Origin of the sequence: Nocardia sp. NPDC004151 (assembly GCF_042874235.1) — a bacterium.
Lineage (GTDB): Bacteria > Actinomycetota > Actinomycetes > Mycobacteriales > Mycobacteriaceae > Nocardia.
Window position 1 is genome coordinate 49,504 of sequence record NZ_JBIAMR010000004.1, and the last position, 23,183, is coordinate 72,686.

The 23,183-nt window shown below is 67.7% G+C and carries 24 protein-coding genes and 1 riboswitch; of the genes, 16 read left to right on the forward strand and 8 right to left on the reverse strand.

Annotated features, from left to right (window positions below; translation table 11 throughout):
* Positions 1-125: 125 nt before the first annotated feature.
* Positions 126-545 carry a hypothetical protein gene (locus ACFYTS_RS10985; protein ID WP_357276520.1) on the reverse strand — a complete coding sequence of 140 codons (420 nt, stop codon included), beginning with the start codon at positions 543-545 and terminating at the stop codon, positions 126-128.
* A 127-nt stretch (positions 546-672) separates the two neighbouring features.
* Here ACFYTS_RS10985 and ACFYTS_RS10990 point away from each other — a divergent pair, with 127 nt between their 5' ends.
* From ACFYTS_RS10990 to ACFYTS_RS11015, 6 genes are all read left to right on the forward strand, one after another.
* Positions 673-2,220 carry a hypothetical protein gene (locus ACFYTS_RS10990; protein WP_387302995.1) on the forward strand — a complete coding sequence of 516 codons (1,548 nt, stop codon included), beginning with the start codon at positions 673-675 and terminating at the stop codon, positions 2,218-2,220.
* Positions 2,217-2,660 (forward strand): hypothetical protein, encoded by a 444-nt coding sequence (locus tag ACFYTS_RS10995; protein ID WP_387302998.1) that lies wholly within the window; start codon positions 2,217-2,219, stop codon positions 2,658-2,660. The genes ACFYTS_RS10990 and ACFYTS_RS10995 overlap by 4 nt, the downstream gene beginning before the upstream one ends.
* Positions 2,657-3,766: an FHA domain-containing protein gene (locus tag ACFYTS_RS11000; RefSeq protein ID WP_387303001.1), complete on the forward strand. Its 1,110-nt coding sequence runs from the start codon at positions 2,657-2,659 to the stop codon at positions 3,764-3,766. The genes ACFYTS_RS10995 and ACFYTS_RS11000 overlap by 4 nt, the downstream gene beginning before the upstream one ends.
* Positions 3,767-3,838: 72 nt before the next feature.
* Positions 3,839-5,215: a dihydrolipoyl dehydrogenase family protein gene (locus tag ACFYTS_RS11005; protein ID WP_387303004.1), complete on the forward strand. Its 1,377-nt coding sequence runs from the start codon at positions 3,839-3,841 to the stop codon at positions 5,213-5,215.
* A 90-nt stretch (positions 5,216-5,305) separates the two neighbouring features.
* Complete coding sequence (locus ACFYTS_RS11010) at positions 5,306-5,734, forward strand: CBS domain-containing protein (protein ID WP_357276510.1); 429 nt, start codon at positions 5,306-5,308, stop codon at positions 5,732-5,734.
* Between the two features lie 70 nt (positions 5,735-5,804).
* Positions 5,805-6,716 (forward strand): LLM class flavin-dependent oxidoreductase, encoded by a 912-nt coding sequence (locus ACFYTS_RS11015; RefSeq protein ID WP_387303006.1) that lies wholly within the window; start codon positions 5,805-5,807, stop codon positions 6,714-6,716.
* Between the two features lie 47 nt (positions 6,717-6,763).
* Here the strand turns inward: ACFYTS_RS11015 and ACFYTS_RS11020 are convergent, their stop codons facing one another.
* Both ACFYTS_RS11020 and ACFYTS_RS11025 read right to left on the reverse strand, forming a co-directional pair.
* Positions 6,764-7,165, reverse strand: coding sequence for a nuclear transport factor 2 family protein (locus ACFYTS_RS11020; protein WP_357276505.1), 402 nt, complete (start codon positions 7,163-7,165; stop codon positions 6,764-6,766).
* 103 nt (positions 7,166-7,268) lie between these two features.
* Positions 7,269-7,517: a hypothetical protein gene (locus ACFYTS_RS11025; RefSeq protein WP_387303009.1), complete on the reverse strand. Its 249-nt coding sequence runs from the start codon at positions 7,515-7,517 to the stop codon at positions 7,269-7,271.
* 180 nt (positions 7,518-7,697) lie between these two features.
* On the opposite strand from ACFYTS_RS11025, the gene ACFYTS_RS11030 reads away from it, so the two are divergent.
* The 3 genes from ACFYTS_RS11030 to ACFYTS_RS11040 all read left to right on the forward strand — a co-directional run bounded on the left by ACFYTS_RS11030 (position 7,698) and on the right by ACFYTS_RS11040 (position 10,990).
* Entirely contained in the window at positions 7,698-8,858 is a 1,161-nt protein-coding gene (locus tag ACFYTS_RS11030) for a helix-turn-helix domain-containing protein (protein WP_387303012.1), read from the forward strand.
* Between the two features lie 199 nt (positions 8,859-9,057).
* On the forward strand, positions 9,058-9,318 hold the full coding sequence (locus ACFYTS_RS11035) for a hypothetical protein (protein WP_387303015.1): 261 nt from the start codon (positions 9,058-9,060) through the stop codon (positions 9,316-9,318).
* A gap of 166 nt (positions 9,319-9,484) precedes the next feature.
* On the forward strand, positions 9,485-10,990 hold the full coding sequence (locus ACFYTS_RS11040) for an FAD-binding oxidoreductase (RefSeq protein WP_387303018.1): 1,506 nt from the start codon (positions 9,485-9,487) through the stop codon (positions 10,988-10,990).
* Positions 10,991-11,020: 30 nt separating this feature from the next.
* Here ACFYTS_RS11040 and ACFYTS_RS11045 read toward each other — a convergent pair whose 3' ends face one another.
* Together ACFYTS_RS11045 and ACFYTS_RS11050 are read right to left on the reverse strand one after the other, a co-directional pair.
* Positions 11,021-11,455, reverse strand: a complete 435-nt coding sequence (locus ACFYTS_RS11045; RefSeq protein ID WP_357276494.1) for a MarR family transcriptional regulator — start codon at positions 11,453-11,455, stop codon at positions 11,021-11,023.
* Positions 11,456-11,481: 26 nt separating this feature from the next.
* Complete coding sequence (locus ACFYTS_RS11050; RefSeq protein ID WP_387303021.1) at positions 11,482-13,248, reverse strand: MFS transporter; 1,767 nt, start codon at positions 13,246-13,248, stop codon at positions 11,482-11,484.
* Between the two features lie 554 nt (positions 13,249-13,802).
* On the opposite strand from ACFYTS_RS11050, the gene ACFYTS_RS11055 reads away from it, so the two are divergent.
* Entirely contained in the window at positions 13,803-14,573 is a 771-nt protein-coding gene (locus ACFYTS_RS11055) for an MspA family porin (protein ID WP_357276489.1), read from the forward strand.
* Between the two features lie 24 nt (positions 14,574-14,597).
* On the opposite strand, the gene ACFYTS_RS11060 is transcribed toward ACFYTS_RS11055, so the two are convergent.
* Positions 14,598-15,083, reverse strand: coding sequence for a polyketide cyclase (locus ACFYTS_RS11060; protein WP_387303023.1), 486 nt, complete (start codon positions 15,081-15,083; stop codon positions 14,598-14,600).
* A 78-nt stretch (positions 15,084-15,161) separates the two neighbouring features.
* Positions 15,162-15,241: riboswitch (ZMP/ZTP riboswitch) on the forward strand.
* 28 nt (positions 15,242-15,269) lie between these two features.
* Between ACFYTS_RS11060 and ACFYTS_RS11065 the strand changes: the two genes are divergently transcribed.
* On the forward strand, positions 15,270-16,406 hold the full coding sequence (locus tag ACFYTS_RS11065; protein ID WP_387303025.1) for a phosphoribosylaminoimidazolecarboxamide formyltransferase: 1,137 nt from the start codon (positions 15,270-15,272) through the stop codon (positions 16,404-16,406).
* Between the two features lie 69 nt (positions 16,407-16,475).
* Here ACFYTS_RS11065 and ACFYTS_RS11070 read toward each other — a convergent pair whose 3' ends face one another.
* Positions 16,476-17,351, reverse strand: a complete 876-nt coding sequence (locus tag ACFYTS_RS11070; RefSeq protein ID WP_357276481.1) for a LysR substrate-binding domain-containing protein — start codon at positions 17,349-17,351, stop codon at positions 16,476-16,478.
* Between the two features lie 123 nt (positions 17,352-17,474).
* Between ACFYTS_RS11070 and ACFYTS_RS11075 the strand changes: the two genes are divergently transcribed.
* Genes ACFYTS_RS11075 through ACFYTS_RS11095 form a run of 5 tightly spaced genes read left to right on the forward strand, consistent with a single transcriptional unit; the run spans position 17,475 to position 22,483 of the window.
* Entirely contained in the window at positions 17,475-18,923 is a 1,449-nt protein-coding gene (locus ACFYTS_RS11075) for a form I ribulose bisphosphate carboxylase large subunit (RefSeq protein ID WP_357276479.1), read from the forward strand.
* Between the two features lie 14 nt (positions 18,924-18,937).
* Complete coding sequence (locus ACFYTS_RS11080; RefSeq protein WP_379275614.1) at positions 18,938-19,360, forward strand: ribulose bisphosphate carboxylase small subunit; 423 nt, start codon at positions 18,938-18,940, stop codon at positions 19,358-19,360.
* A gap of 25 nt (positions 19,361-19,385) precedes the next feature.
* Entirely contained in the window at positions 19,386-20,462 is a 1,077-nt protein-coding gene (locus tag ACFYTS_RS11085; protein WP_387303028.1) for an AAA family ATPase, read from the forward strand.
* A gap of 16 nt (positions 20,463-20,478) precedes the next feature.
* Positions 20,479-21,555, forward strand: a complete 1,077-nt coding sequence (locus tag ACFYTS_RS11090) for a class 1 fructose-bisphosphatase (protein ID WP_357276474.1) — start codon at positions 20,479-20,481, stop codon at positions 21,553-21,555.
* 46 nt (positions 21,556-21,601) lie between these two features.
* Positions 21,602-22,483: a phosphoribulokinase gene (locus ACFYTS_RS11095; protein WP_357276472.1), complete on the forward strand. Its 882-nt coding sequence runs from the start codon at positions 21,602-21,604 to the stop codon at positions 22,481-22,483.
* Between the two features lie 72 nt (positions 22,484-22,555).
* On the opposite strand, the gene ACFYTS_RS11100 is transcribed toward ACFYTS_RS11095, so the two are convergent.
* The gene (locus ACFYTS_RS11100; RefSeq protein WP_357276470.1) at positions 22,556-23,143 is read right to left on the reverse strand and encodes an HdeD family acid-resistance protein; all 588 of its coding nucleotides are present in this window, start codon (positions 23,141-23,143) and stop codon (positions 22,556-22,558) included.
* Positions 23,144-23,183 lie beyond the last annotated feature (40 nt).

Here is a 23,183-nt window from a genome sequence, read left to right on the forward strand (position 1 = left end):
GAGAAGATACATGACGATTCGCGATCGCGTTTGATCGAATTCGGAACGGTCTTTTATGACCGATTGGACGCAATCCCGTTTGTCACGTGACATGGGTTTGCCCTGATCGTGAGGGCAGAGGAAGATCAGACCGCGAAGCTATTACCGAGCACACCCAGGACAGCGTCGGTCAACCGAATGGGGTCGATGGGGTGCGGCACCGCCGCTTCCGCGCGCGACCAATTCGCCAGCCAGGCATCATCGGGCCGACCGGTCAGCACGACAATCGGTGGGCAGTCGGCGATTTCGTCCTTGAGCTGCTTGGCCAGGCCGAGACCGCCCTCCGGGGCCGACTCGCCGTCGAGGATCAGCAGATCCAATCCACCGGCGTCCATGCGCTCGAGGACCACCGGGCCCGTGGCCACCTCGACGTAGTCGATGGGCGGCAGATCGGGGTGCGGCCGTCTGCCCAGCGCCAGCATGATCTGGCTCCGGGTATCGGCATCACTGCTGTAAACGAGGACCCGCACGGCGGCGGGACGTTTGGCATCGGCCACGTTCCGCATGCTACGTCGCAGATGGGGCGGCGCGGGGCAGCTTCGCGAGAAGTCCGCGTACGCGTCGCGGAATCGCCTGTCGCGCAATGTGTCGATGGCCGGTTGTTCGTAATCCGAGACCGGTACGATCCCGCGAATGAGGGGAGATGTCACGCAACGCCTCATCGAAACCGACGTGTGGACCGACGAGTTGGTGGGGCGAGCCGGGATTCCGGTCTTCGATGTGCCGCTGGTGAGCGTCGGCAGCGGGCTGGGATCGTTCACTCTGTTCGACACCTTGCGGATCTACGGAGTGCCCGGGGCGGCGATGGCGGTGCTCGGGCCACAGGACGTGCCATGGGGGTCCTACGAATACCTGACTCGGGTGTCGCAGATTCCGCGCAGGGAACGGCTGCGCAGCGATTCGGGCGGGACGCCGGACAATATCTGGGGATTTCCGTCCTATGCCCTGCGTGAGGCAATAGCTGAAAAGTCGCTATCAGCTGTGTGGAATGTCTTGGTGGAGCCTGTTCTCGCCGAGCACCACACGCCTCGGGCAGGGCAGGTCTTGGTAGCGCTGGAGTGCGAATTCGAGCGGGTCGAATACGCGCGATCCTTGCGCAAAGGGCAGGTCCGCATGGTGCGCAAACGGGCCGGCGGCGGGTACTTCACGATCCTCACGCCGCCGGAAGGGGCAGCGGCGACCAAGCGAATCGCGTTTCGCAGCAGTCATGTTCACATCGCGGTCGGGTACCCCGGGCTGCGGCTGCTGCCGGATCTGCAGGAGTACCGCGAGCGGTATCGCGATCCGACGCGGGTGGTGAACGCCTACGAGCCGCACGAGCACGTGTACGAGGCATTGCAGCGGCGGCCCGGGACGGTCATGGTGCGCGGCAGCGGGATAGTAGCCAGTCGTGTGCTGCAACGGCTGATCGACGACCGGGATCGGCTGCGGCTCAACACCCAGATCCTGCATCTGTTCCGGACTTATGTGGCGGGACCACAGGGGGAGAGCGTGTTCGGGCGGCGGGCGGGAGCGAACGGGTGGGCATATCAAGCCTTCAACTTTCCCAAGGCGAGCTTCGGTGGGCAGATCAAGCAGCGGCTGCTGAAGCTCGAAGGGCGGGAGCGGGCGGAGGCGCTGAAGACGCTGGGCGGGACCACGACGCCGCGGCGCAAGCGGTGGGAGGAACAGCTGACGCGGGGGCGGGCGCAGGGCTGGTATCAGATCCTGGTGGGGTCGGCGCGGAATCTGCGGCCCGATCGCACCCGGCCCGGGGTGGTGACGACGGTCGCGCCGGAGGCGGACGGGCCGAGCGGCTTCGCGTCGACCGACCGGCCGGTTGACGTGCATGCCGATTACGTCATCGACTGCACCGGGCTCGAAGCCGATATCCGGGAGCATCGGCTGCTCGCCGATCTGCTCGATCACACCGGGGCGCGGGCCAATCCGCTCGGGCGGCTCGATGTGGATCGGACCTTCGAGCTGTTCGGGACCCGCAGCGGGCCCGGGCGGGTGTACGCCTCGGGTAGCGCGACGCTGGGCGGGTATTTCGCTCCCGTGGACTCGTTCGCCGGATTGCAGTACGCGGCCCTGGAGATCGCCGATGACCTGGCGGCGAACGGGTTCTGCCGACGACTCGATGCGCTGCGGTCGCTACGGCAGTGGTGGTTGTGGGTCACCGACCGGAAGATTCCGGCATGACGCCGACGCTGTGGGGGCGGATTCAGACTCGCGTGATCGTACTCGGGGTGATCGGGGCGGTGATCACGCTACTGATCACGCCGCTGCTGCCGATGGGGAGGCTGTCACGGGAACAGGGTTACCGGGTCACGCTGACCATATTGGTGGCGGTCATCCTGCTCGGAGTCGGGTGGGAGCTGGCGTATCACGGCCTGCAGCAATTCCGGTGGGACAAGGACTGGCCGACAGTCTTCGGGCTGGTGACCATCGCGAACGAGGGACTGCTGCTGTGGCTGCTGACGCGGTACACGTCAGCGGTCGTGCCCCGGGACCTGCGGCCGTCCGCGCCGGCGTTCGGCATCGAGTTCACGCTGACCTGGCTTGCGTACTGGGGATTCGTCAACGGTCCGATCCGGGTGGTGCTGCCACGCTGGCGATATACCGGGGGCCGGGTGCTATGACCGCGCGGGTCGAGGTGGTGCCGGGCCGCCACCTGGTGGCCTGTGTCGACGGGGTGGTCGTGGTTGTCGCGCACCGGGATTCGAGTGTGATCACCGCGGCGTCCGAGGCTATTGCCGTGCTGGACAAGGTGTTGGAGATGGTGGCGGAGGCGTCGTCGCGGGAGACTCGGCGCACCGGACGCACCTTCGCACGGCTGGCGAGCACGTGGCTCATGGGTCGCACGGACGAGGAGCGGGTCGAATTCGGGGTGCTCACACCGGGAAAGCGGGGGCTGGCGGTCTTTCTGCACGGGCGGGTCACCGCGATGCTCGAGGGGACCGATGACCGGGAGGTGCTGCACGGCCGCGATGCCGGATTCAGCGTCGATCGGGTGGTGAGTCCGGCGCCGGGGCGAGCGGCGGCGGTCTTCGTCGACGACGGCGCACCGCGGAAGAGCCTTCCCCGGGAAAGCGTGTGGTCGCTGCGCGACGGTCGGGTGCCGGGTTCGGGAGCGGTGATGTGGTTGGGGGAGAAGGCGAATACACCCGAGCCCGAGATCGCAGCCGGAGGTCGGGACCCGGTCCCGCGCGATTCCGGCAGCGGGCGCACCATCGCACCCACTGCCATTCCCGCGGGAATCGAGACCGCTCCCACCGGTGTCGTCGTGCACGGGTTCACCTGCGCTCGAGGACATCTCAACGACCCCCGTGTGTCCTTCTGCGTCGTGTGCGGCATTCGCATGGAGCAGCTGACCTGCGTCCTCGCCCCCGGCATCCGCCCGCCGCTGGGCGTTCTGCTGCTCGACGACGGCACCTCCTATGTCCTCGACAGCGATCTCGTGATCGGCCGTGCGCCCGCCCGCTCACCGCAGGTGCGGCGGGGCGCCCAAGCGATCCGCATCCCCGACGCCACCGGCGGCATGTCCCGTGTCCACGCCGAGATCCGCCTCGTGGATTGGGACGTCCTGGTCATGGATCGCGGGTCCGCCAATGGCACGCACATCCGCCCGCCCGGCCGCCCCGACTGGATCCGGGCCGCACCCGGCCACCCCACCGTCCTGGCGCCCGGCAGCCAACTGCTGCTCGGTGGCCGGGTGTTCACCTTCGACTCGCCGCATGGACGCTGACAGCGGAGGTTGGATCGATCCAGTCGGATGTGGGGATAGCGTCACAGAAAGCTGCCGAGCGAAGGAGCACGCGTGACTGCCGAATCCGTTGATGTCGTGGTGATCGGGATGGGGCCCGGAGGGGAAGACGTGGCCACGCGGGTGGCGCGGGGCGGGCTCGCCGTGGTCGGGGTCGAGGGGCGGTTGGTGGGCGGGGAGTGCCCGTATTACGCGTGTGTGCCGACCAAGATGATGGTTCGTGCGGCGGGGGTGCTGGCCGAGGCTCGGCGGGTGGAGGGGCTCGCGGGGTCGGCCACGGCACAGGCGGATTGGCGGCCGGTCGCTGCGCGGATCCGGGAGGAGGCCACCGACGATTGGGACGACCGGGCGGCGGTGGACCGGTTCGAGAAGGCGGGTGGGCGGTTCGTGCGCGGGTGGGGGCGGATCAGTGCGCCGGGGGAGGTGACCGTGGCGACCGAGAGCGGAGAGCGGGTGTTTCGAGCGCGGCGGGGGATCGTGCTGAATCCGGGGACCGAACCGGCTGTTCCGCCGCTCGACGGGCTGGCGGGAACGCCGTTCTGGACGAACCGGGAGGCGGTGCCGGCTACCGAGGTGCCGGAGTCGCTCATCGTGCTGGGCGGAGGCCCGGTGGGGGCGGAGTTCGCGCAGATCTTCGCGCGGTTCGGGGCGCGGGTGACCGTGGTCGTGCCGCGGCGGCTGGTGCCGCAGGACGAGCCGGAGGCGGGGCAGCTGCTGGCGAAGGTGTTCACGGAGGAGGGGATCGAGGTCCGGGGCGGGGTTCGGGGGACTGCGGTGCGGTACGACGGGCGCGAGTTCGCACTGACTCTCGATAATGGCGAGGTGCTGCGTGCCGAGCGCTTGCTCGTCGCGGCGGGGCGGCGAACCGAACTGGCGGGCTTGGGAATCGGGGCGGTCGGCTTGGACGAGTCGGCGAGGTCAATACCGGTGGACAACCGGCTGCGGGCGGCCGAAGGGGTGTGGGCGCTCGGTGACGTCACCGGGCGGGGGGCTTTCACTCACGTGTCCATGTATCAGGCGCGGATCGTGGCACAGGACATTCTCGGTAGCGGGGACGAGGTAGCGCGGTATCACGCCGTACCGCGGGTGACGTTCACCGATCCCGAGGTCGGGGCGGTCGGTATGACCGAGGAACAGGCCCGGGCCGCAGGGCTGACCGTCCGGGTCGGAATCACCGAAGTACCTGCGTCCACGCGGGGTTGGATCCACAAAGCGGGCAACGCCGGGTTCATCAAACTGGTCGAGGACGCCGACCGCGGGGTGCTCGTCGGCGCGTGCTCGGCCGGGCCGCAGGGCGGCGAAGTCCTCAGCGCCCTGTCGGTGGCCGTCCACGCCCAGGTCCCGACCGCGACCTTGCGGGAGATGATCCTCGCCTACCCGACCTTCCACCGCGCCATCGAATCCGCGCTCGATGCCCTCGCGTCCGTTTAGGCATCGAATCGCAATCGTTGCTGTTCACACCCGCGTAACAGCGGCATCCTGGTAACCATCGATAGTCCTAGCTGGTTGGGCGGTGGGCACATGCGAATCTCGGAAATCCTGCGCCGGAAGGGCGGCGAAGTCGTCACGATTGCACCCGATGCAACCGTGCGTGAACTGCTCAGAATCCTGGCGGCACACAACGTCGGCGCGGTCATCGTCTCCCCGGACGGCACCGCCATGGCCGGCATCGTCTCCGAACGAGACATCGTCCGCCGCCTCTACCGCGACGGCGCACCCCTCCTGGACTCCCCGGTCTCCACCATCATGACCGCGGCCCTCCACACCTGCTCCCCGGACGACAACGTCGAAACCCTCAACGCGATCATGACCGAACACCGAATCCGCCACCTCCCCGTCCTCGAGGACGGCCAGATGATCGGCATAGTCAGCATCGGCGACGTAGTCAAAAGCCAAATCTCCGAACTCGAAACCGAACGCGAAGCCCTGGTCCGCTACCTCCACAGCTGACCGGCACCCGGCACTGTCGTGACGTCAGGACCTTGACCTCGACTCGAGTTGAGGTTGCAGGGTAGGGACTGTGCAGACATTCCCTGTGGAGATCGGTGTCATCCTGCCTTCGGTGGCGACACAACGGGCTCAGAAACTCGATATAGCCACCGCTGCTCGTCACGCCGAGGAGATCGGGCTGGACGGAGTTTGGCACGGGGATCACCTGTCGATCGGTGTGCCTGTGCTGGATTGCGCAATTGCCCTGGCGGTCGCGGCCGCCGCGACCGAGCGGATCCAGATCGGCACCAGTGTCTACGTTCCGGCGCTGCGCCCACTGGCCTGGGCGGCCAAGCAGATAGCGAGCTTGCAGCACGTCAGTGGTGGCCGGCTGCAACTCGGTGTCGGATCCGGGGGCGGTCCAGCCCAGTGGGCGGCGGCAGGGATTCCGTACGGGCAGAGTGGAACTCGCACCGACACCGCGCTGCGTGTGTTGCCCGAGCTGCTGGCGGGCAAGCGAGCCGCGCTCCCCGATACGGCCGAGCCGATCGATATCGAGCTGGCTCCACCCGTCCCGGTTCCGCCGGTGTTGGTCGGAAACGACTCGGCTCCCGCCCGCCGACGGGTCGCGGAGCTGGGTGACGGCTGGTTTCCGTCGCTGATCCCACCGGCCCGGGTGGCGGCCGGGCTCTCCGAGATCACCGAACTCGCCGCGCAGCATCAGCGACCAGCGCCGACGGTCACCATCGGCGCGACCGGAGTTCTCGGCACCGGCGCGGACCTGCCTACCCGCGCCGAGATCGCTGCTGGAATCAGCCATAACTACGGGAAGTCGATCGAGGAGACCTTGCCGATTCCGATCACCGGTTCCATCGAGCAAGCCGCCGAACGCATAGCCGCCTACCAGGCCGCCGGCGCCCACCATTTCGTCATCGGTATTGCCGGAGGCGACTGGCGGGGGCAATGCGAGTTGCTGGCGCAGGTGCGTTCCACACTCCGCTGACCTGCGGATAAGACCCTACCCGAGTGGTGGCCATCCGGGCGGGCCACCTACGGGGTCAAGGGCTTTCGGCGGGGGATCACGCGGCGGTGGGTGATGCGCCAGCCGTGGGGAGTGCGGTGGAGGGCGTCCTCGTAGGTGACGCTGGTGGTCGTGGCGTCGGTGTTGACTGCCAGGCCCTTGGAGATCGCATGGGCCGTATCGCCGTCCAGGGCTGTGACCACCACATTGGTGACGTGGTGGGCGAGGGGGTTGGCGTCGCCCAGTTCGCGTGCCATGTCGCGGAGGGCTTCCACTCCCGGCACGGTGCCCGCGCCGAAAGCGGTCAGGTCGTAGGCGACGTCCTCGGTGAACACCTCGGTCCATCGATCGAACTCGCCCGAATCGCTCAGATGTCCGTGCAGGGCGACCACTTCGTGGATCGCCAGTCTGTCCGCGACCGAATCCGTCATCACCACACCAGATCACGAACCAGCGCGGTCGGCCACGGATTTTTCGCCGCGTTCGGCGGGCGGGTCGAGCCCGGGCCGATGGCTCGGGCTGTCGCCGGTGGGGTCAGTCGGTCCAGATGGAGAGGTACCAGAGGCCGTCGTCGCCGAGGGTGCATTCGTAGATGTCGTCGCCGGGGACGAGCTGGGTGCCGTCGGGGCGGGTGAAGGTGCCGGTTTCGCCGTCGGCGTCGCAGGCGGCCTCGGTGGGGTAGTTGCCGTCCACCTGCCACTCGGTGTCCTTGCCGGCGTGGGCGGTGCCCATCGCGGTGATCAGGCCGAGGGCAACCAGGGAGGTCGTTGCGAGCTTCTTCAAATGTTGTTCCTTTTCACGAAAGAGCCCGGTCGAGAGTCTCAGGTAAGACCGACTGGCCGGGCCGCCACACGATACTTCAGCACGGGGGTCCGACAAATCCGGCGGCGGTCGGACCGCTTGGCGCTCAGGACGTTCCGCTACCAGCTGCGCATGCCTGGGTGGCCGACCTAATCTGGAGCGATGAGCGGCGACCTTGGTCAGCGGCTGCAAGCGGTTCGGAAGCGGCGGGGGCTCACGCAGCGGGAGCTGGCCGCGAATTCGGCTGTCTCCGTGTCGCTGATCCGGAAGATCGAGCAGGGGGAGCGGGACGACACCCGGATCGAGACGCTGCGGCGGTTGGCCGTGGCCCTGGGGTGCCCGCTGACTGCGTTCATCGGTGCCGCGCCCCGCGCTCCGGAGAGCGGGGACGGCGAGTTGTGGGCCGCCACCAGGCGAGCGATCGATGCACCTCGGCCGGACGTGGCGGTGGAGCCGCACGCGGAAGAGGCTGTGGCCGAATCCCTTGCGGCGGCCGTGCGGCTCTACCACGACAACCGGTATGAGCCGCTGGCGCGAGTTCTGCCCGATCTGGTGGACGCGAGTGAGAGTGTCTCGCCCGTGCTGCGAGCGCAAATTCTCCAGCTGACCGGCTCGGTCATGGTGCAGACGCGGCAATTGGGAACGGCGCGCAGAGTTCTCGATCACGCGCTGGCGGCGGCGCAGGCGAGCGATGATCTACTCGATGCCGCGTCCGTTGTCGTCACGCTGTGCTGGCTGCTCTTGGTGGAGCGGCGATTTCAGCAGGTCGATGACCTCGCGATCGACTGGGCCGACCGAATCGAGCCACGGATCTCGACCGCTACCGATCGCGAGCTCTCCACGTGGGGCTGGCTGCTGTTGCGTGGGTCTGCGGCGGCGATCCGCGACAACCGGCCCGACGACGCCGATGACATGATGCAGCTCGCGCAGGCCGCCGCGGTGGCCGTCAAACGCGAACCGCGCGGCTACCAGGACTATTGGACGGTTTTCGGACCCGCCACCGTGGCCATGAAGCGCGTCGAGAACGCGGTCATCGATGACCGGCCCGACCTGGCACTGCGGTTGGCCCATGACGTGCCGCCCGGCCTGCGGCCCACCTCCGATAACCGCAATCGGCACCTGCTCGACGTCGCTCGAGCCCATCTCGACCTCGCCCGGCCAGATCCGGCCCTGGACATCCTGGTTCGGCTCTCCGGCGAGGCCCGCCCCTGGTTGATCGAGCAGCGGTTGGCCAAGGATCTCCTGGCCAGGCTGATCGGCAGACGCCGAACCCTCACCCCGGAGATGCGCTCCCTCGCCGACCTCATTCACCTCGAATACTGATCGCCTCGTGGCACTTCCGCTGGCGGACCCCGGAAAGTGCCATTGCCGCAGAATCTTCGCGGCCCGATCCTGATTCGGAATCCGCTGGAAGCAGACTCGACGATCGAGAGGGCGAGCAATGAACCCCGGGGCTCTGGGATATCTCCGCGAAGACGTGTCCGGCTCACGACGACAGTGGGATGAGCGGCGGATTCGGGCGTTGGCGGAACGGTTGGGGTATGACCTTCGGCAGACGGCGGTGTTCGGGCCGCATACTGATCGGCCGGTGCATCGGTTGGGGGTGCTGGTCGGGAATTTGGGGGTGGATGCGGTGATCGTTCCGAGTCTGGAGCATTTCGAGGATGGGCAGGTGCCGGGGGAGCTGGTGCGGCGGGCGGATGTGATCACCGTCAGTCCGGAGGAGACGTTCGCGCGGTGGATCGTTCCGCCGGATGCCGCGGCCGACATCGGGTCCCGGTAGGCGGCGCCCGATGGACACCAGCACCCGTTTCGACGAATGAACGGTGGGTGAACCATGATCAATTGGTGCCGTGTCGTTCGATGGGAATTGGTGGGTCGCGAACTTTGATGTCGAAAGCGAATAACTTGACGGCACAGCGGATCTCCGGTAGCCCGAAGGGGCTGGTGTGAGACCCCAATTCTCGCGCAGCGTGTTTCTGCGCGGAGCGCTCGGAATCGCGGTCGCCGGTGTGGGTTTCGCGGGAGCCACCCGGCTGCCGACGTCGGATGCGACACCGGGCACCGGGTCCTCCGGCGCGAACGCCGGGGACCTGGGCAGTGCGTCCGGATCGAGCAGCGGGAGCGCCGACCCGAAATGGCGTGAGCTCAAAGGGAAGCTGCGCGGCCGGGTCGTACTGCCGGGGGACTACGGGTATCCGGGCGTGAAGGAGGTTTTCAACACTCGCTTCGACAACGAGATGCCCGCGGCGATCGTGCAGATCGCGGACGCCCAGGACGCCGCCGCCACCTTCGAGTTCGCGGCCGCGAACAACCTCCAGGTGGCGGCCCGCGCCGGCGGCCACTCGTATGCGGGAATGTCTACGGCGACCGGCACACTCGTCATCGACGTGCGGCGCATGCAGGGCATTCGCGCCGAGGGCGGCACAGCGGTCATCGCGCCCGGCCACACCCTCTACGACATCTATCGCGAACTGGATCGCGGCGGGCTGAGCCTGCCCTCCGGCATGTGCCCCGGCGTCGGCATCGCGGGTCTCACGCTGGGCGGCGGACTGGGCAACGAGTCCCGCGCCCACGGCCTCACCGGCGACCGGCTCACCGCCGCCACCATGGTCCTGCCCGACGGCACCATCACCGAGGTCTCCGCCACCACCCGCCCGGATCTGTTCTGGGCCGTGCGCGGCGGCGGACCGCACTTCGGCGTCGTCACCTCGTTCACCTTCGAGACCATCCCGGCGACACCGAAAGACGTAGTGCGCCTGACCTTCCAGGGCGAGGAAGCCGCGACCGTGATCGCGGGCTGGCGGCAGTGGCTGGGCTCGGCCCCGCGCGAGCACTGGGCCGACGTCAGCATCGATGCCGACGGCGAGGGCGGCATGCACTGCTGGATGCAGCTGGTCTGTCCCGCGGGCGCCGGCGAAACCGCCACCGCCGAACTCGTCGACGCCATCGGCGTCGCTCCCGGCATCGTCGAACCGCGCAGCCTGTCCCACATGGACGCGGTCCTCTATCTGGCGGGCGGCACCGCCGATCAGCCGCGCGCCGCCTTCACCAACGGCTCCGACATCGTCGCGGACCTCACCCCCGACACGATCGGTCGCATCCTCGAGGCGGTGGCGCGCTACTCCAGCGTCGGCGGTACCGGCTGGGTCCAGATCAATGCCCTCGACGGCGCGATCCGGGACTTGGCCCCCGACGCCACCGCGTTCCCTTGGCGCAGCCACGCCGCCCTGGTGGAATGGGGTGCGTACGAACCCATCCCGCACGAATCGGCGCTGGCCTGGATCGCCGACGCGCACGCCACCCTGGCCCCCGACTCGGTCGGCGCGTACATCAACTACCTCGAGCCGGGCGATCCACTGTCTCGCTACTACGGCGCAAACTACCCCCGTCTGGCCACACTGCGCAGCCTGGTGGACCCCGACAACCGCATCCGCTCGGTCCTGACCGCCTGACCCCGCCCCTCGAGGGCGGGGGAGCCCCGCCTACTGGTCGAGGGCCTGGATGAGGGTGTCGAGGCCGGAGCTGACGGATTCGCGCTGGGCAGGAGTGAGGGATTCCAGGGCGAGAGCGAAACGCTGGATGCGGGCCGAGGTGAGACCGGTGACCAGGTTGTGGGCCGCCTCGGTGGCGGTCAGCAGCTGGGCCCGGCCGTCCTCGGGGTCGGCGTCGCGGGTGAGGTAGCCGCCCTTTTCCAGGCCCGTCACGATGCGGGACATCGTGGGGGCGCTGACCCGCTCGATCGAGGCCAGGTCGCCCAGGCGGAGCGGGCCCGAGCGGGCGACCGTCGCGAGGGCGGACGCCGCGCCGGGGCTCAGCGCCCCGAGGTCGCCGGAGGTACGCAACAAGCGCAGCAGGCGGCCGATCGAGTGGTACAGCTCGGCGGCCTCGGTGAGCTGGTCGGGGTCGGCGACACCCATAGGCTCGGACAGCGTGATCTCCTCCGTCAGATTCCCTCGCGGGCGGCTTCACGCAATTCGGCCGCCTCGTCCGTGACAGTCGGGCTACCGGCGAACCAGGAGGCCGCCGCGCCGATCAGCATCATAATCGCGGCTCCCAGGAAGACCACGACCAGACCCGAGTGGAACGGGCCGGAGATCAAGTGCGGGAAGAACTCCTGACCGGTGAGCACATCGCCGTGCACGCCCGGGTGGTCGAGAGTGCCGGTGGGGCCGAGCAATTCCTTGATCGGGTTGTAGCCGAGGAAGGCCGCGAACAGGCTGCCCACCGGCGGCATGTCCGAGATCGCCTCGGCGGCCGGCGCGGGCACACCCTGCTCCTGCAGGCCCGAATTCATGGCGTCGGGCAGCGTATTCGACAGGCCGATGATCATCAGCGAGAAGAACAGGCCGATCGACAACGCCATACCGCCGTTGAACAGTGTGCCGCGCATGCCGGAGGCCACACCGCGCTGTGCCGCGGGCACCGATGACATCACCTCGGCGGTGTTCGGCGACGCGAACATGCCCGACCCGAGGCCGTTGAGGGCGATGACGAGCGCGAACACCCAGTAGTCGAAGTCGACGGGCAGCACGACGAGCAGCACGAAGGTCAGAGCGGTGATCAGCATGCCGACGGTGGCGAACAACCGCGCGCCGTACCGGTCCGACAGCTTGCCCGAAACCGGGCCGGCGATGAGGAATCCGACGGTCAGCGGCAGCAGGTAGATGCCCGCCCACAGCGGCGTCTGCTCGAAGGAGAACCCGTGCAGCGGCAGCCAGATGCCCTGCAGCCAGATGATCAGCATGAACTGCAGACCGCCGCGGCCCAGCGAGGACATCAGCCCGGCGATATTGCCCAGTGCGAACGCCCGGTTCTTGAACAGCGACATATTGAACATCGGCTGCGCGACCTTGGATTCGATGACGCAGAACACGGCCAGTAGAACGATGCCGCCGATCACCGCGCCCAGCACCCACGGGTTGGTCCAGCCGGTCTTCGAATCCCCGTGCGGCTGAATGCCGTAGGTGATGCCGGTCAGCAACGCGGTCAAGCCCAGCGCGAACGTGACGGTGCCCGGCAGGTCCAGTGATCCCGGATTGCGCTGGCCATTGTCGTGCAGCGAGCGGTACGACCAGATGGTGCCGATGATGCCGAACGGCACGCTCACCCAGAAGATGGCCTTCCAATCCCACTGCGCCAGTCCGCCACCCATGAGCAGACCGAGGAAGGAACCGGCCACCGCCGCGACCTGATTGATCCCGAGCGCGAACCCGCGCTCGTCGGCCGGGAAGGCGTCGGTGAGGATCGCGCTCGCATTGGCCATCAGCATCGCGCCGCCGACGCCCTGGATCACACGCCAGGCGATCAGCCACACCGCGCCGCCGCCGTGTGTGAACGGATCGAATGACAACGCCACGGCCGCGAGGCTGAACACCACGAACCCGTAGTTGTAGATCTTCACCCGCCCGACCATGTCGCCGAGCCGCCCGAACATGACCACCAGCACGGCCGAGGACAGCAGGAAGCCCATCATCAGCCACAGCAGGTAGCTGACATTGGCCGGTTCCAGGGGGTTGAGCCCGATGCCGCGGAAGATGTCGGGCAGCGAGATCGTCACGATCGAGGAGTTGATGGTGACCATGAGCATGCCCAGCGTCGTATTCGACAGGGCCACCCACTTGTACCTGGGGTGATCGTGCTCGATCCGGAGTCGTCTCCGAATGGTCTGGACGTCACCGGCATCCAATCCGGTGGTAGGGGCCGCAGCCATCAGAGCCTCCCGCGAGTCTACGAACGAACGTCCCCAATATAGTTGCATGTTGCTAACTAATGAAATCGGGTATGACTCACTCAGCGGAATGCCTAGCGGCCGAAAACAGGGCGTTGTACGGTTTTCGTGAACGGCCGCCGCGACGAGCGCCGGTTTCGCGGAGGGGAATTACTGTGCCTCGCAAACACTTTCGACCAGGGTGACCTTCCATCGTCGGCCATCTGATCGAAAAGGGCCGTCGACCCGGCCTACTCCGACGGCACCTGTCCACCGGGCAACTGATCGGCCTTGTCGCCGCGCGGAAGCAACCTTGTACCCGATCCGTCGAGCCTCGGACGCTGCAGGGGGCAAACGGATTACAGATCCGGCCGACTCCTCCTGTGCGGCAAGAATTCCCAGCCCTGCCCCAGATCCGACACCACCGATTCGGGCCGGTCGACACGCGTGCCGCAGCGCACCTGTTCGGCGCGATTTGCAGTTACGCTGCTATTCAGGACCTGCGCCAACGGTATCGAGCTCGTACACCTTTTCGAGAACGAGAACAGGATCCGGTTATGCGACATGCGCTCATGGCCGCCGCGGCAGGAACAGCCGTGGCCGGTGTGACCCTGGCGAGCCTATGGGCCTGGGGTGCCGATACGGTCCGGGCTCAGGCACCCGGCGGGGACATGTCCGCCGCGGACGTGCATGTCATGGCGTCGGTCGACTCCGTCCAGGTGAATCCGCCCGGCAACCGGACGCCGAACTTCCTGATGACGTTCTCACATGCCGCACAGATGTCGGGCAGCTACTCGGTCACCGTGGACGGTGGCCCGATCACGTCCGGTCAGGCTGTCGCGGGGTTCATCCTCGGCTGCGGGATCAGCGTGGCCGGCGGCGTCACCGTCGGTATCGAGCCCAACCAAGGTTTGGCCGCCGCCATCGCCCCGTCGGTGACCCCCGGGAGCACCTCCGTCAGCCCGCCGAGTGGGACGGAGGTGACCCCCGGGAGCACCTCCGTCAGCCCGCCGAGTGGGACGGTCACGCCCAGCGCCTCGGTCACCCCGCCCGACATCAGTCTCGGACCCAGCGTGGGCGGGGCGCTGGGCGTGACGGAAGTCTTGACGGCCACTATGGGGCCCGGCCAGGTCACCACCGCGACCACGGCGACCGCGGCCCTGGACAGCGCCACTGAGTGGCCTTACCAGATCGCGTTCAACAACGCCGCGTTGAACGTCGCCCAATGCGCTTCGCCGGTGTCGGCGGTCCCCTTCGTCACCACCACGGTGGCCACCCCGAGGGGTGTGGTGCAGACCACCGCCTACGGCGACCAGTTCACCTTCTGAACCCGGCCGGTCGCCCGGGCCGCCCTACGGCGAAGGCAGTTCCGGCCGGGGCTTTCCCGGGGCGACGGTGCGGGCGAGGATGCCGAGGGTGGCGCGGAGGGCGCTTTCGGGGATGACCGGGAAGATATCGGCGTCCTTGAATTCCTGGGGGACCGCGGACCAGTCGTAATAGGACGTCACGAGGGTGCCCGCTTCGATGGGTTCGAGGAGGTAGCCGTAGACGTGGCCCGGTTCGACCCGGCCGCGAACGGTCCAGGCGATCTGCTTGTCCCGCTCGAATGCGACGATTTCGACGGTCACGTCGTACAGACCGAGCGGGTAGTCGTTGAGGGCCTCGCGGTCCATGTGGACGACGAACGTGTCGCCGGCGGCGGTGACGGGGTCTCCGCTGGCCGCCATCAGCATGCCGGAGCTGTCGATGGAGACGTGACCCTGGGGATCGCTCAGGGTGGCGAAGATGTCGGCCGCCGATGCGGCAACGGCCCGCTGCACTCGAAATTGTTCTGACACAACAGGATTCTACGCACGCGTACCGAGACGGCGCGACCCGTTACCGGCCCGATCCTGACACCGCGGAGACGCGGGCTACAGTGGTGTCGCGACTGGCGTGACGTGGATCGGACCACGAGGAAGCGCGTATCGGAGCGTCGTCCGCCTGGGTGCTCCCGAACTCGAGTTCGGGAAGTAGGCGCCATCATGGATCTTCGATACGGCATGAATCCCCACCAGCGAGCCCGTGTGGTCGACAGCGCCGAACACATTCGCGTGCTGCACGGTTCCGCGTCGCTGATCAACTACCTCGACCTGCTCAATGCCTGGCAGCTGGTCGCCGAGGCGCAGGCCGCGACCGGCCGGGTGGCGGCCGCCTCGTTCAAGCACGTCTCACCCGCCGGGGCGGCGCTCGACGGGGAGCTCGACGAAACCCTGAACGAGTCCTGGGGTTTGGGTGACACCGGCCTGGGAGCGGTTGCCGCCGCCTACATTCGGGCTCGAGACGCCGATCCGCGCTCCTCGTACGGCGATATGATCGCGGTGTCCGCGCCCGTGGACGACGAGCTGGCCGACCTGCTGGGCGGTGTGGTGTCCGACGGCATCATCGCGCCGGGCTACGCGCCCGGGACCGTGGCGAAGCTGGCCCGCAAGAAGGGCGGCCGCTTCCTGGTCGTCGAGGTCGATCCCGCGTACCGGCCGCCGGAGACCGAGCGCCGCACCGTCTTCGGTGTCACCCTCGAGCAGGACCGCAACCGCCGGCCGATCACCCCGGAGCTGATCCGCGTGGCCGGCGGGCCCGCGCTCACCGAAGCGGCGGTCTCGGACGCGTTGCTCGGCATGATCACCGCCCGCTATACGCAGTCGAACACGGTGGTCCTGGTGCGCGACGGCATGACCGTCGGCGTCGGGGCGGGCCAGCAGTCCCGGGTGGACTGCACCCTGTTGGCCGGAGCCAAGGCCCGCACCTGGTGGCACCGCCGCCACCCCGGTGTCCGCACCTTGCCGCTGCCCGCGTCCCTACCCCGGCAGGAGCGCCTGAACTGGCGGATCGCCCTCGCCGCAGGCACACTCACCGCCACGCAGCACCGCGAATTGGCGGACCTGCTGACCGAGCCGACCTCCGACCCGGACCTCACCGCCTGGACGCCTCAGCTCTCGGGTCTCACGCTCGTGTCCGACGGCTATCTGCCCTTCCGCGACAATGTCGACGTCGCTGCCGCTCACGGCGTCACCGCGATCATCGAACCCGCCGGAGCCCTGCGCGCCGACGCCATCATCGCCGCCTGCCACGAACACCGGATCACCCTCGCACGCACCGACCTCCGCATGTTCCACCACTGACACCTTCCCCGGCCGTTTGCGAGGAGAGTGCAGCGTCCACGGTGTCCTGTCGGGGGATCGCCGACGACCTCAGACACCACGAAATGCTTTGTCGCCGACACGATCCGGATCCGTGATATGGGAGAGGAACAGGCGCGCGGCGGGGGTGGGGGTGCGGGTGGTGACCGCATGCCACGGGCGGGTGAGGGGGGTTCCCTCGACGGGGAGGATCTCCAGGCGGCCGGTGGCGAGATCGGCGGCGACGGCGTCGGAGTGGATGAGGGTGATGCCGAGACCCTCGCGCGCGGCGGCCAGGGCGGCGCCGTGGGTGCCGAGAGTCAGTGTGGGCGGGTGGATTTGGAGGCGGTCGAAGAGGGCGAGGGTGGTGTCTCGGGTGCCCGAACCTTTGCCGCGCAGGAGCCAGGTGGCGTCACAGGGGTCGGGCCAGCGCGAGGGCGCGCCGACGACGACGAGTTGGCAGGGGCGGCGGGCACGGGTGATGAGGCCGGTGTCGCGCGGCGGGCGACCGGCGACCACGAGGTCGGTTTCGTGGTGGGTGAGTTCGAGGAAGAGGACGTCGCGGGGATGGATCGACAGACCCAATTCGATGTCGGGATACCGGGTCCGGAACGACGCCAGCAGGTGGAGCAGGACGTATTCGCCCGCGGTGGCGACGACGCCGATACGCAGCCGGCCGGTCTCGGCTTCCCGGACGGCGGCGTGCGCCTCCTTCATCAGACCGAGGATGCTGCGGCAGTAGTCCGCGTACACCCGCCCGGCTTCGGTGAGCGCGATGCCGCGCCCGGATTTGGTCACGAGTTTCGCGCCGAGTTGTTTCTCGATGTGTGCTACGGCGGCGGAGGCGGCGGCCTCGGTGATGTGCAACTGGGCGGCGGCCCGGCGAATGCTGGAGTGCTTGGCAACGGCGAGAAAGGTTTCCATGCGCACCGCGCTCACCGTACCCATACTCAACGGTAGCAAACCCGACGAAAAGGTTGAGCGAGAACAGAAACAATCGAATTGTTTGTCGTTAACGGGCCCGTCATCCTGGGAATCGCAAGTGACCCAACCCGGTTCGCAGGAGGAAAGATGGCCGGATCTGACGATGATCAGCGCAGCCGGTGGGATCCGGGCGTGCAGTCGTATGCGTCGATGGGATACTACAACCCGGACTACGAGCCGAAGGACACCGACGTCCTCGCGGTCTTCCGGGTGACGCCCCAGGACGGCGTCGACCCGATCGAGGCGTCGGCGGCCGTCGCCGGTGAATCCTCCACCGCCACTTGGACAGTCGTCTGGACCGACCGTCTCACCGCGCACAACCGGTACCAGGCCAAGTGCTACCGCGTCGAGGAGGTGCCGGGCCGGCCGGGCGAGTATTTCGCCTACGTCGCCTACGATCTGGACCTCTTCGAGGAGGGTTCCATCACGAACCTCACGTCCTCGGTGATCGGCAATGTATTCGGTTTCAAACCGCTGAAGGCATTGCGGCTGGAGGATATGCGTATTCCCGTGGCGTATGTCAAGACCTTCCAGGGTCCGCCGCACGGAATCGTCATGGAGCGCGAGTATCTCAATAAATACGGCCGTCCCCTGCTGGGCGCGACGGTGAAACCGAAACTCGGGCTCTCCGCGCGCAACTACGGCCGTGTGGTGTACGAGGCCTGCAAGGGCGGACTCGATTTCACCAAGGACGACGAGAACATCAACTCGCAGCCGTTCATGCGCTGGCGTGACCGCTACCTGTTCGCCATGGAGGGCGTCAACCGCGCCATCGCCGAAACCGGTGAATTGAAGGGCCATTACCTCAATGTCACCGCCGCCACCATGGAGGACATGTACGAGCGCGCGGAGTTCGCGAAATCGCTCGGCAGCTGCATCATCATGATCGACCTGACGGTCGGCTACACCGCCATGCAGTCCATCTCGAAGTGGGCGCGCACCAACGGCATGCTGTTGCATCTGCACCGGGCCGGGCACTCCACCTTCACCCGCCAGAAGACGCACGGCGTCAGCTTCCGGGTCCTGGCCAAATGGTGCCGGCTGATCGGCGTCGACCACCTGCACGCGGGCACGGTCATCGGCAAGCTCGAAGGCGACCCGCACACCGTGCGCGGCTTCTACGACACCCTGCGCGACAACCACATCCCCACGAACCCGGTCAACGGCATCTTCTTCGACCAGGACTGGGCCAGCCTGCCCGGCGTCATGCCGGTCGCCTCCGGCGGCATCCACGCCGGCCAGATGCACCAGCTGCTGGACCTGTTCGGCGACGACGCCATCCTGCAGTTCGGCGGCGGCACCATCGGCCACCCGATGGGCATCGCCGCGGGCGCGGAGGCCAACCGGGTCGCGCTCGAAGCGGTGGTCAAGGCACGCAACGAGGGTCGCGATCTGCTCAAGGAGGGCCCGGACGTGCTGCGCCGCTCCGCCGAGCGCTGCCGCCCGCTCGAGGTCGCCCTGCAGACCTGGGGCGACGTCACCTTCGACTACACCTCCACCGACGCCCCCGACGCCGTCCCCACGGCCTCCCGCTGAAAGTCGAGCCACCCATGCATCTGCGCCAAGGCACCTTCTCGCACCTGCCGGACTTCGACGACGCCGAGATCGCCGCCCAGGTCCGCTACGCCCTGCTCAACAACTGGCCGGTGTCGATCGAGTACACCGACGATCCGCACCCGCGCAACAACTACTGGGAGATGTGGGGCCTGCCCCTGTTCGATCTGGACGAGCCCGACGGCGTGCTCGCCGAGATCAACGCCTGCCGGGCCACGTTCCCGCGCCACTACATTCGCGTCAACGCCTACGACGCCTCCTACGGCCGCCAGACCACGGCGCTGAGCTTCATCGTGCAGCGCCCGGCCGACGAACCCGGTTTCCGCCTCGACCGCACCGAGGGCGCGGACCGCAGCCAGCGCTACGGCTTCCACGCCTACTCGTCGGATCAGCGATCCGGCCAAAGATACGGCGGCTGAACATCTTTCGGATCTGGAGGTTATCGTGAGCTCGGAACACCCCGCGGCATCGGACGGCCGGCAGCCTGCAGCCGGCCGCCCGGCGGGCGGGTTCCAGATGCATCGGCCCGGGGCCACGAGCCCCGGCCCGCTGCGCGGCACGGCCGCCGACGCGTCTCCCCGACCAGAGGACACCGTGGCGGCCGGCCACCTACTGGAACCGCTGGCCGACGACGCCGTCCTGGATCTGTCGACCGACGTCGCGGGCAAGGACGTCGAGGACACCCTCACCCGCCTGGACGCCGAACTGGTGGGCCTGGCCAATGTCAAACGCCGGGTGCGCGAGATCGCGGCCCTGCTGCTCATCGATCGCGCCCGCCAGCGCTTCGGCCTGCAGGCCACCCGCCCGACCATGCACATGAGCTTCACCGGCGGCCCCGGCACCGGCAAGACCACCGTGGCGCTGCGCATGGCCGAGATGCTGCACGCCCTCGGATACATCCGGAAACCCAAGGTGCACACCGTCACCCGCGACGACCTGGTCGGCCAGTTCATCGGCCACACCGCGCCCAAGACCAAGGAGGCGCTGGCCAAGGCCGCCGGGGGAGTGCTGTTCATCGACGAGGCCTACTACCTGTTCCGCCCCGAGAACGAGCGCGACTACGGGCAGGAGGTCATCGAGATCCTGCTGCAGGAGATGGAGAACGAGCGCACCAGCCTGGTGGTCATCTTCGCCGGCTATCCGGACCGGATGGACACCTTCTTCTCCGCCAACCCCGGCCTGTCCTCGCGGGTGGCCCACCACATCGAGTTCCCCGACTACACCCACGACGAGCTGATGGCCATCGGCGAGCTCATGGTGCGCCAGGAGAACTTCCGCTTCGACCCCGAAGCCGCGCAATCCTTCTCGCGCTATCTGGAGCTGCGCATGGCCCGCCCCCGCTTCGCCAATGCCCGCAGCGTGCGCAATGCCCTCGACCGCTGCCGGCTGCGGCAGGCCAAACGCCTGGTCGAACTGCATCGGCCGGTCGGCCGCACCGATCTGATCACCCTGACGGACAGCGACGTCCTCGGCAGCAGTGTGTTCACGGACGCCCTCGCCGACGAGGGGGCATCTCCATGAGGGAATGAGAGGGACTGTGCCCGAAGGATTGAAGACCCTGACCCGGTACACCATCGAACAGGAGCACAAGCATCCCGGCTCCTCCGGGGAGTTCTCGGCGCTGCTGAACGTGCTCGCCACCGCCACCAAGATCATCGCGAATCAGGTGACCCGGGGCGCGATCGTCGGCTCCCTGGGCGCCTCCGATGCCGGCCACCTGCCGGTCACGGTGCACCGCAAGATGGATGCCATCGCCAACGACATCATGGTGTCGGAAAGCCAGTGGACCGGACCGCTGGCCGCCCTGGTGTCGGAGCAGATGCGCGAATGCCATCAGGTGCCCACCGAGATCCGGCGCGGCAAGTACCTGCTCGCCTTCGATCCGCTCGACGGGTCGAGCAATATCGACGTGAACCTGCCGGTCGGCACGATCTTCAGCGTGCTGCGCGCACCCGAGGACGGGCGCGTCCCGGCCGGGCACGACTTCCTGCAGCCGGGCGTGCAGCAGGTCTGCGCGGGTTTCACGCTGTACGGGCCCGCGACCATGCTGGTGCTGACCACCGGCAACGGCGTGGACGGGTTCACCCTCGACCGCGAGGTCGGCGCGTTCGTGCTCACCCACCCGCGCATGCGCATCCCCGACGACACCTCCGGATTCGCGATCAACGCCGCCAACGAGCGGTTCTGGGAGCGCCCGGTGCGCCGCTACGTCCACGAATGCCTCGAAGGCGTGGACGGGCCGCGCGGGCGCGACTTCAATATGCGCTGGGTCGCCTCCCTGGTGGCCGACACCTTCCACATCCTCACCCGCGGCGGGCTCTACATGTATCCGCGCGACACCCGCAATCCCGAACGGCCGGGCCGGGTCTCGCTGCTGTACGGGGCCAATCCGATCGCCTTCGTCGTCGAGCAGGCCGGGGGAGCGGCCTCCACCGGGCACGAACGCGTGCTGGACGTACGGCCCGAGGAACTGCATCAGCGGGTCCCGTTCATCTTCGGTTCCCGCAACGAGGTCGAGCGGATCGAGCGCTATCACCGCGAACCGGAGGAGGGGCCCAGCTTCGACGCCTCGCTCTTCGGTTCCCGCTCACTGTTCCGCGCGGCCCGTCATTGAACGGCCGGGCGCGCGAAACCTGCTGTCCGGCAATCGAGGAGGTGCCATGTCGGTCAAACATCCCGTGGTCGCGATCACCGGGTCGTCCGGTGCGGGGACGACCAGCGTCACGCGGACCTTCCAGGAGATATTCCGCCGCGAGGGAATCAACGCGGCCATCGTGGAAGGGGATTCGTTCCATCGCTACGACCGCAACGAGATGAAACTGGCCATGGCCGAGGCCGAACAGCAGCGCAATCTCACGTTCTCGCATTTCGGGCCGGAGGCGAATCTGCTTCCCGAGCTCGAGACGCTGTTCCGCGATTACGGGGAAACCGGCGTCGGGGCGGTACGCCGCTACCTGCACGACGACGAGGAGGCCAAACCCTACGGGCAGCCCGCGGGCACCTTCACGCCGTGGGTGGAGCTGGCGCCGGGCAGCGACCTGTTGTTCTACGAGGGCCTGCACGGGGCCGCGGTCGGCGAGGACGTCGATGTCGGGCGGTACACCGACCTGCTGGTGGGCGTGGTGCCGATCATCAATCTGGAGTGGATTCAGAAGGTGCACCGCGACAAGACCGAACGCGGCTACTCCAGCGAGGCCATCATCGACACCATTCTGCGGCGCATGCCCGACTACGTGAAGCACATCTGCCCGCAGTTCTCGCGGACCTACGTGAACTTCCAGCGGGTGCCGACGGTCGACACCTCGAATCCCTTCACCGCCCGGACGATTCCGACCGCGGACGAGAGTTTCGTGGTGATCCGCTTCGCCGACCCGAAGGTGATCGACTTCCCGTATCTGCTGTCCATGCTGCACGACTCGTTCATGTCGCGGCCCAACAGCATCGTGGTGCCGGGCGGGAAGATGGATCTGGCGATGCAGCTCATCTTCACGCCGCTGATCCTGCGGCTCATGGACAAGCGGCCCAAGCGGCTGCTGCGCTGAAACGATCTACCCGGCAACGAGAATGGCGGCCGCCCCGGCTCCGGGGCGACCGCCATTCTCGCTGTCGAAGGGTTATAGGTTCGCGGCGACGTGCTTGGCCGTGCGCTTGACCTGGAACGCCGTGACGACCTCGAAGATGCCGATCACGATCAGCCAGCAGCCGACCACGACGACCAGGGTGGTGATGGAGCGGAACGGCTCCACGATCAGCAGGCCGCCGCCGACGATCAGCAGGATGCCGAACAGGATCTGCCAGCCCCGGCCCGGAACCGCGGAGTCCGACATCGCGGCCACCAGCACCGCGGTGCCGCGGAAGATCCAGGTGATACCGATCCACAACGCCAGCAGGCCGATCGCCTGGAACTCGTTGCGGAAGCAGAAGAAGCCCAGGATGAACGACAGGATGGCGGTGATGAACGACAGCACCCGCATCCAGGCGCTGACATGCAGACCGAACGCCGCGATCAGCTGGAAGACGCCGGAGACGAGCAGGTAGATACCGAACAGGACGCCCGCGACCACCAGGGTCGGTCCGGGCCACACCAGGATCAGGATGCCCAGCACCACCGAGAGAATGCCGGTGACCAGGATCGACTGCCACGCGCTGCGGGCCAGTGTTTGAACCGGCCCCTCGAAAACTCCCTCTTTGCTGGTTGTCATGTTTTGCAGAATATGACCAGTTCGCCGCATTTGCGGTCAA

What these genes read in the sequence shown, in the direction of transcription:
- ACFYTS_RS11045 (WP_357276494.1), bottom strand. Translation starts at nt 11,455, where the DNA reads ATGGGTGTCGCCGACCCCGACCAGCTCACCGAGGCCGCCGAGCTGTAC.
- ACFYTS_RS11080 (WP_379275614.1), top strand. Translation starts at nt 18,938, where the DNA reads ATGCATCTGCGCCAAGGCACCTTCTCGCACCTGCCGGACTTCGACGAC.
- ACFYTS_RS10995 (WP_387302998.1), top strand. Translation starts at nt 2,217, where the DNA reads ATGACGCCGACGCTGTGGGGGCGGATTCAGACTCGCGTGATCGTACTC.
- ACFYTS_RS11000 (WP_387303001.1), top strand. Translation starts at nt 2,657, where the DNA reads ATGACCGCGCGGGTCGAGGTGGTGCCGGGCCGCCACCTGGTGGCCTGT.
- ACFYTS_RS11065 (WP_387303025.1), top strand. Translation starts at nt 15,270, where the DNA reads ATGGATCTTCGATACGGCATGAATCCCCACCAGCGAGCCCGTGTGGTC.
- ACFYTS_RS11020 (WP_357276505.1), bottom strand. Translation starts at nt 7,165, where the DNA reads ATGACGGATTCGGTCGCGGACAGACTGGCGATCCACGAAGTGGTCGCC.
- ACFYTS_RS11070 (WP_357276481.1), bottom strand. Translation starts at nt 17,351, where the DNA reads ATGGGTACGGTGAGCGCGGTGCGCATGGAAACCTTTCTCGCCGTTGCC.
- ACFYTS_RS11010 (WP_357276510.1), top strand. Translation starts at nt 5,306, where the DNA reads ATGCGAATCTCGGAAATCCTGCGCCGGAAGGGCGGCGAAGTCGTCACG.
- ACFYTS_RS11100 (WP_357276470.1), bottom strand. Translation starts at nt 23,143, where the DNA reads ATGACAACCAGCAAAGAGGGAGTTTTCGAGGGGCCGGTTCAAACACTG.
- ACFYTS_RS11050 (WP_387303021.1), bottom strand. Translation starts at nt 13,248, where the DNA reads ATGGCTGCGGCCCCTACCACCGGATTGGATGCCGGTGACGTCCAGACC.
- ACFYTS_RS11030 (WP_387303012.1), top strand. Translation starts at nt 7,698, where the DNA reads ATGAGCGGCGACCTTGGTCAGCGGCTGCAAGCGGTTCGGAAGCGGCGG.
- ACFYTS_RS11095 (WP_357276472.1), top strand. Translation starts at nt 21,602, where the DNA reads ATGTCGGTCAAACATCCCGTGGTCGCGATCACCGGGTCGTCCGGTGCG.
- ACFYTS_RS11055 (WP_357276489.1), top strand. Translation starts at nt 13,803, where the DNA reads ATGCGACATGCGCTCATGGCCGCCGCGGCAGGAACAGCCGTGGCCGGT.
- ACFYTS_RS10990 (WP_387302995.1), top strand. Translation starts at nt 673, where the DNA reads ATGAGGGGAGATGTCACGCAACGCCTCATCGAAACCGACGTGTGGACC.
- ACFYTS_RS10985 (WP_357276520.1), bottom strand. Translation starts at nt 545, where the DNA reads ATGCGGAACGTGGCCGATGCCAAACGTCCCGCCGCCGTGCGGGTCCTC.
- ACFYTS_RS11075 (WP_357276479.1), top strand. Translation starts at nt 17,475, where the DNA reads ATGGCCGGATCTGACGATGATCAGCGCAGCCGGTGGGATCCGGGCGTG.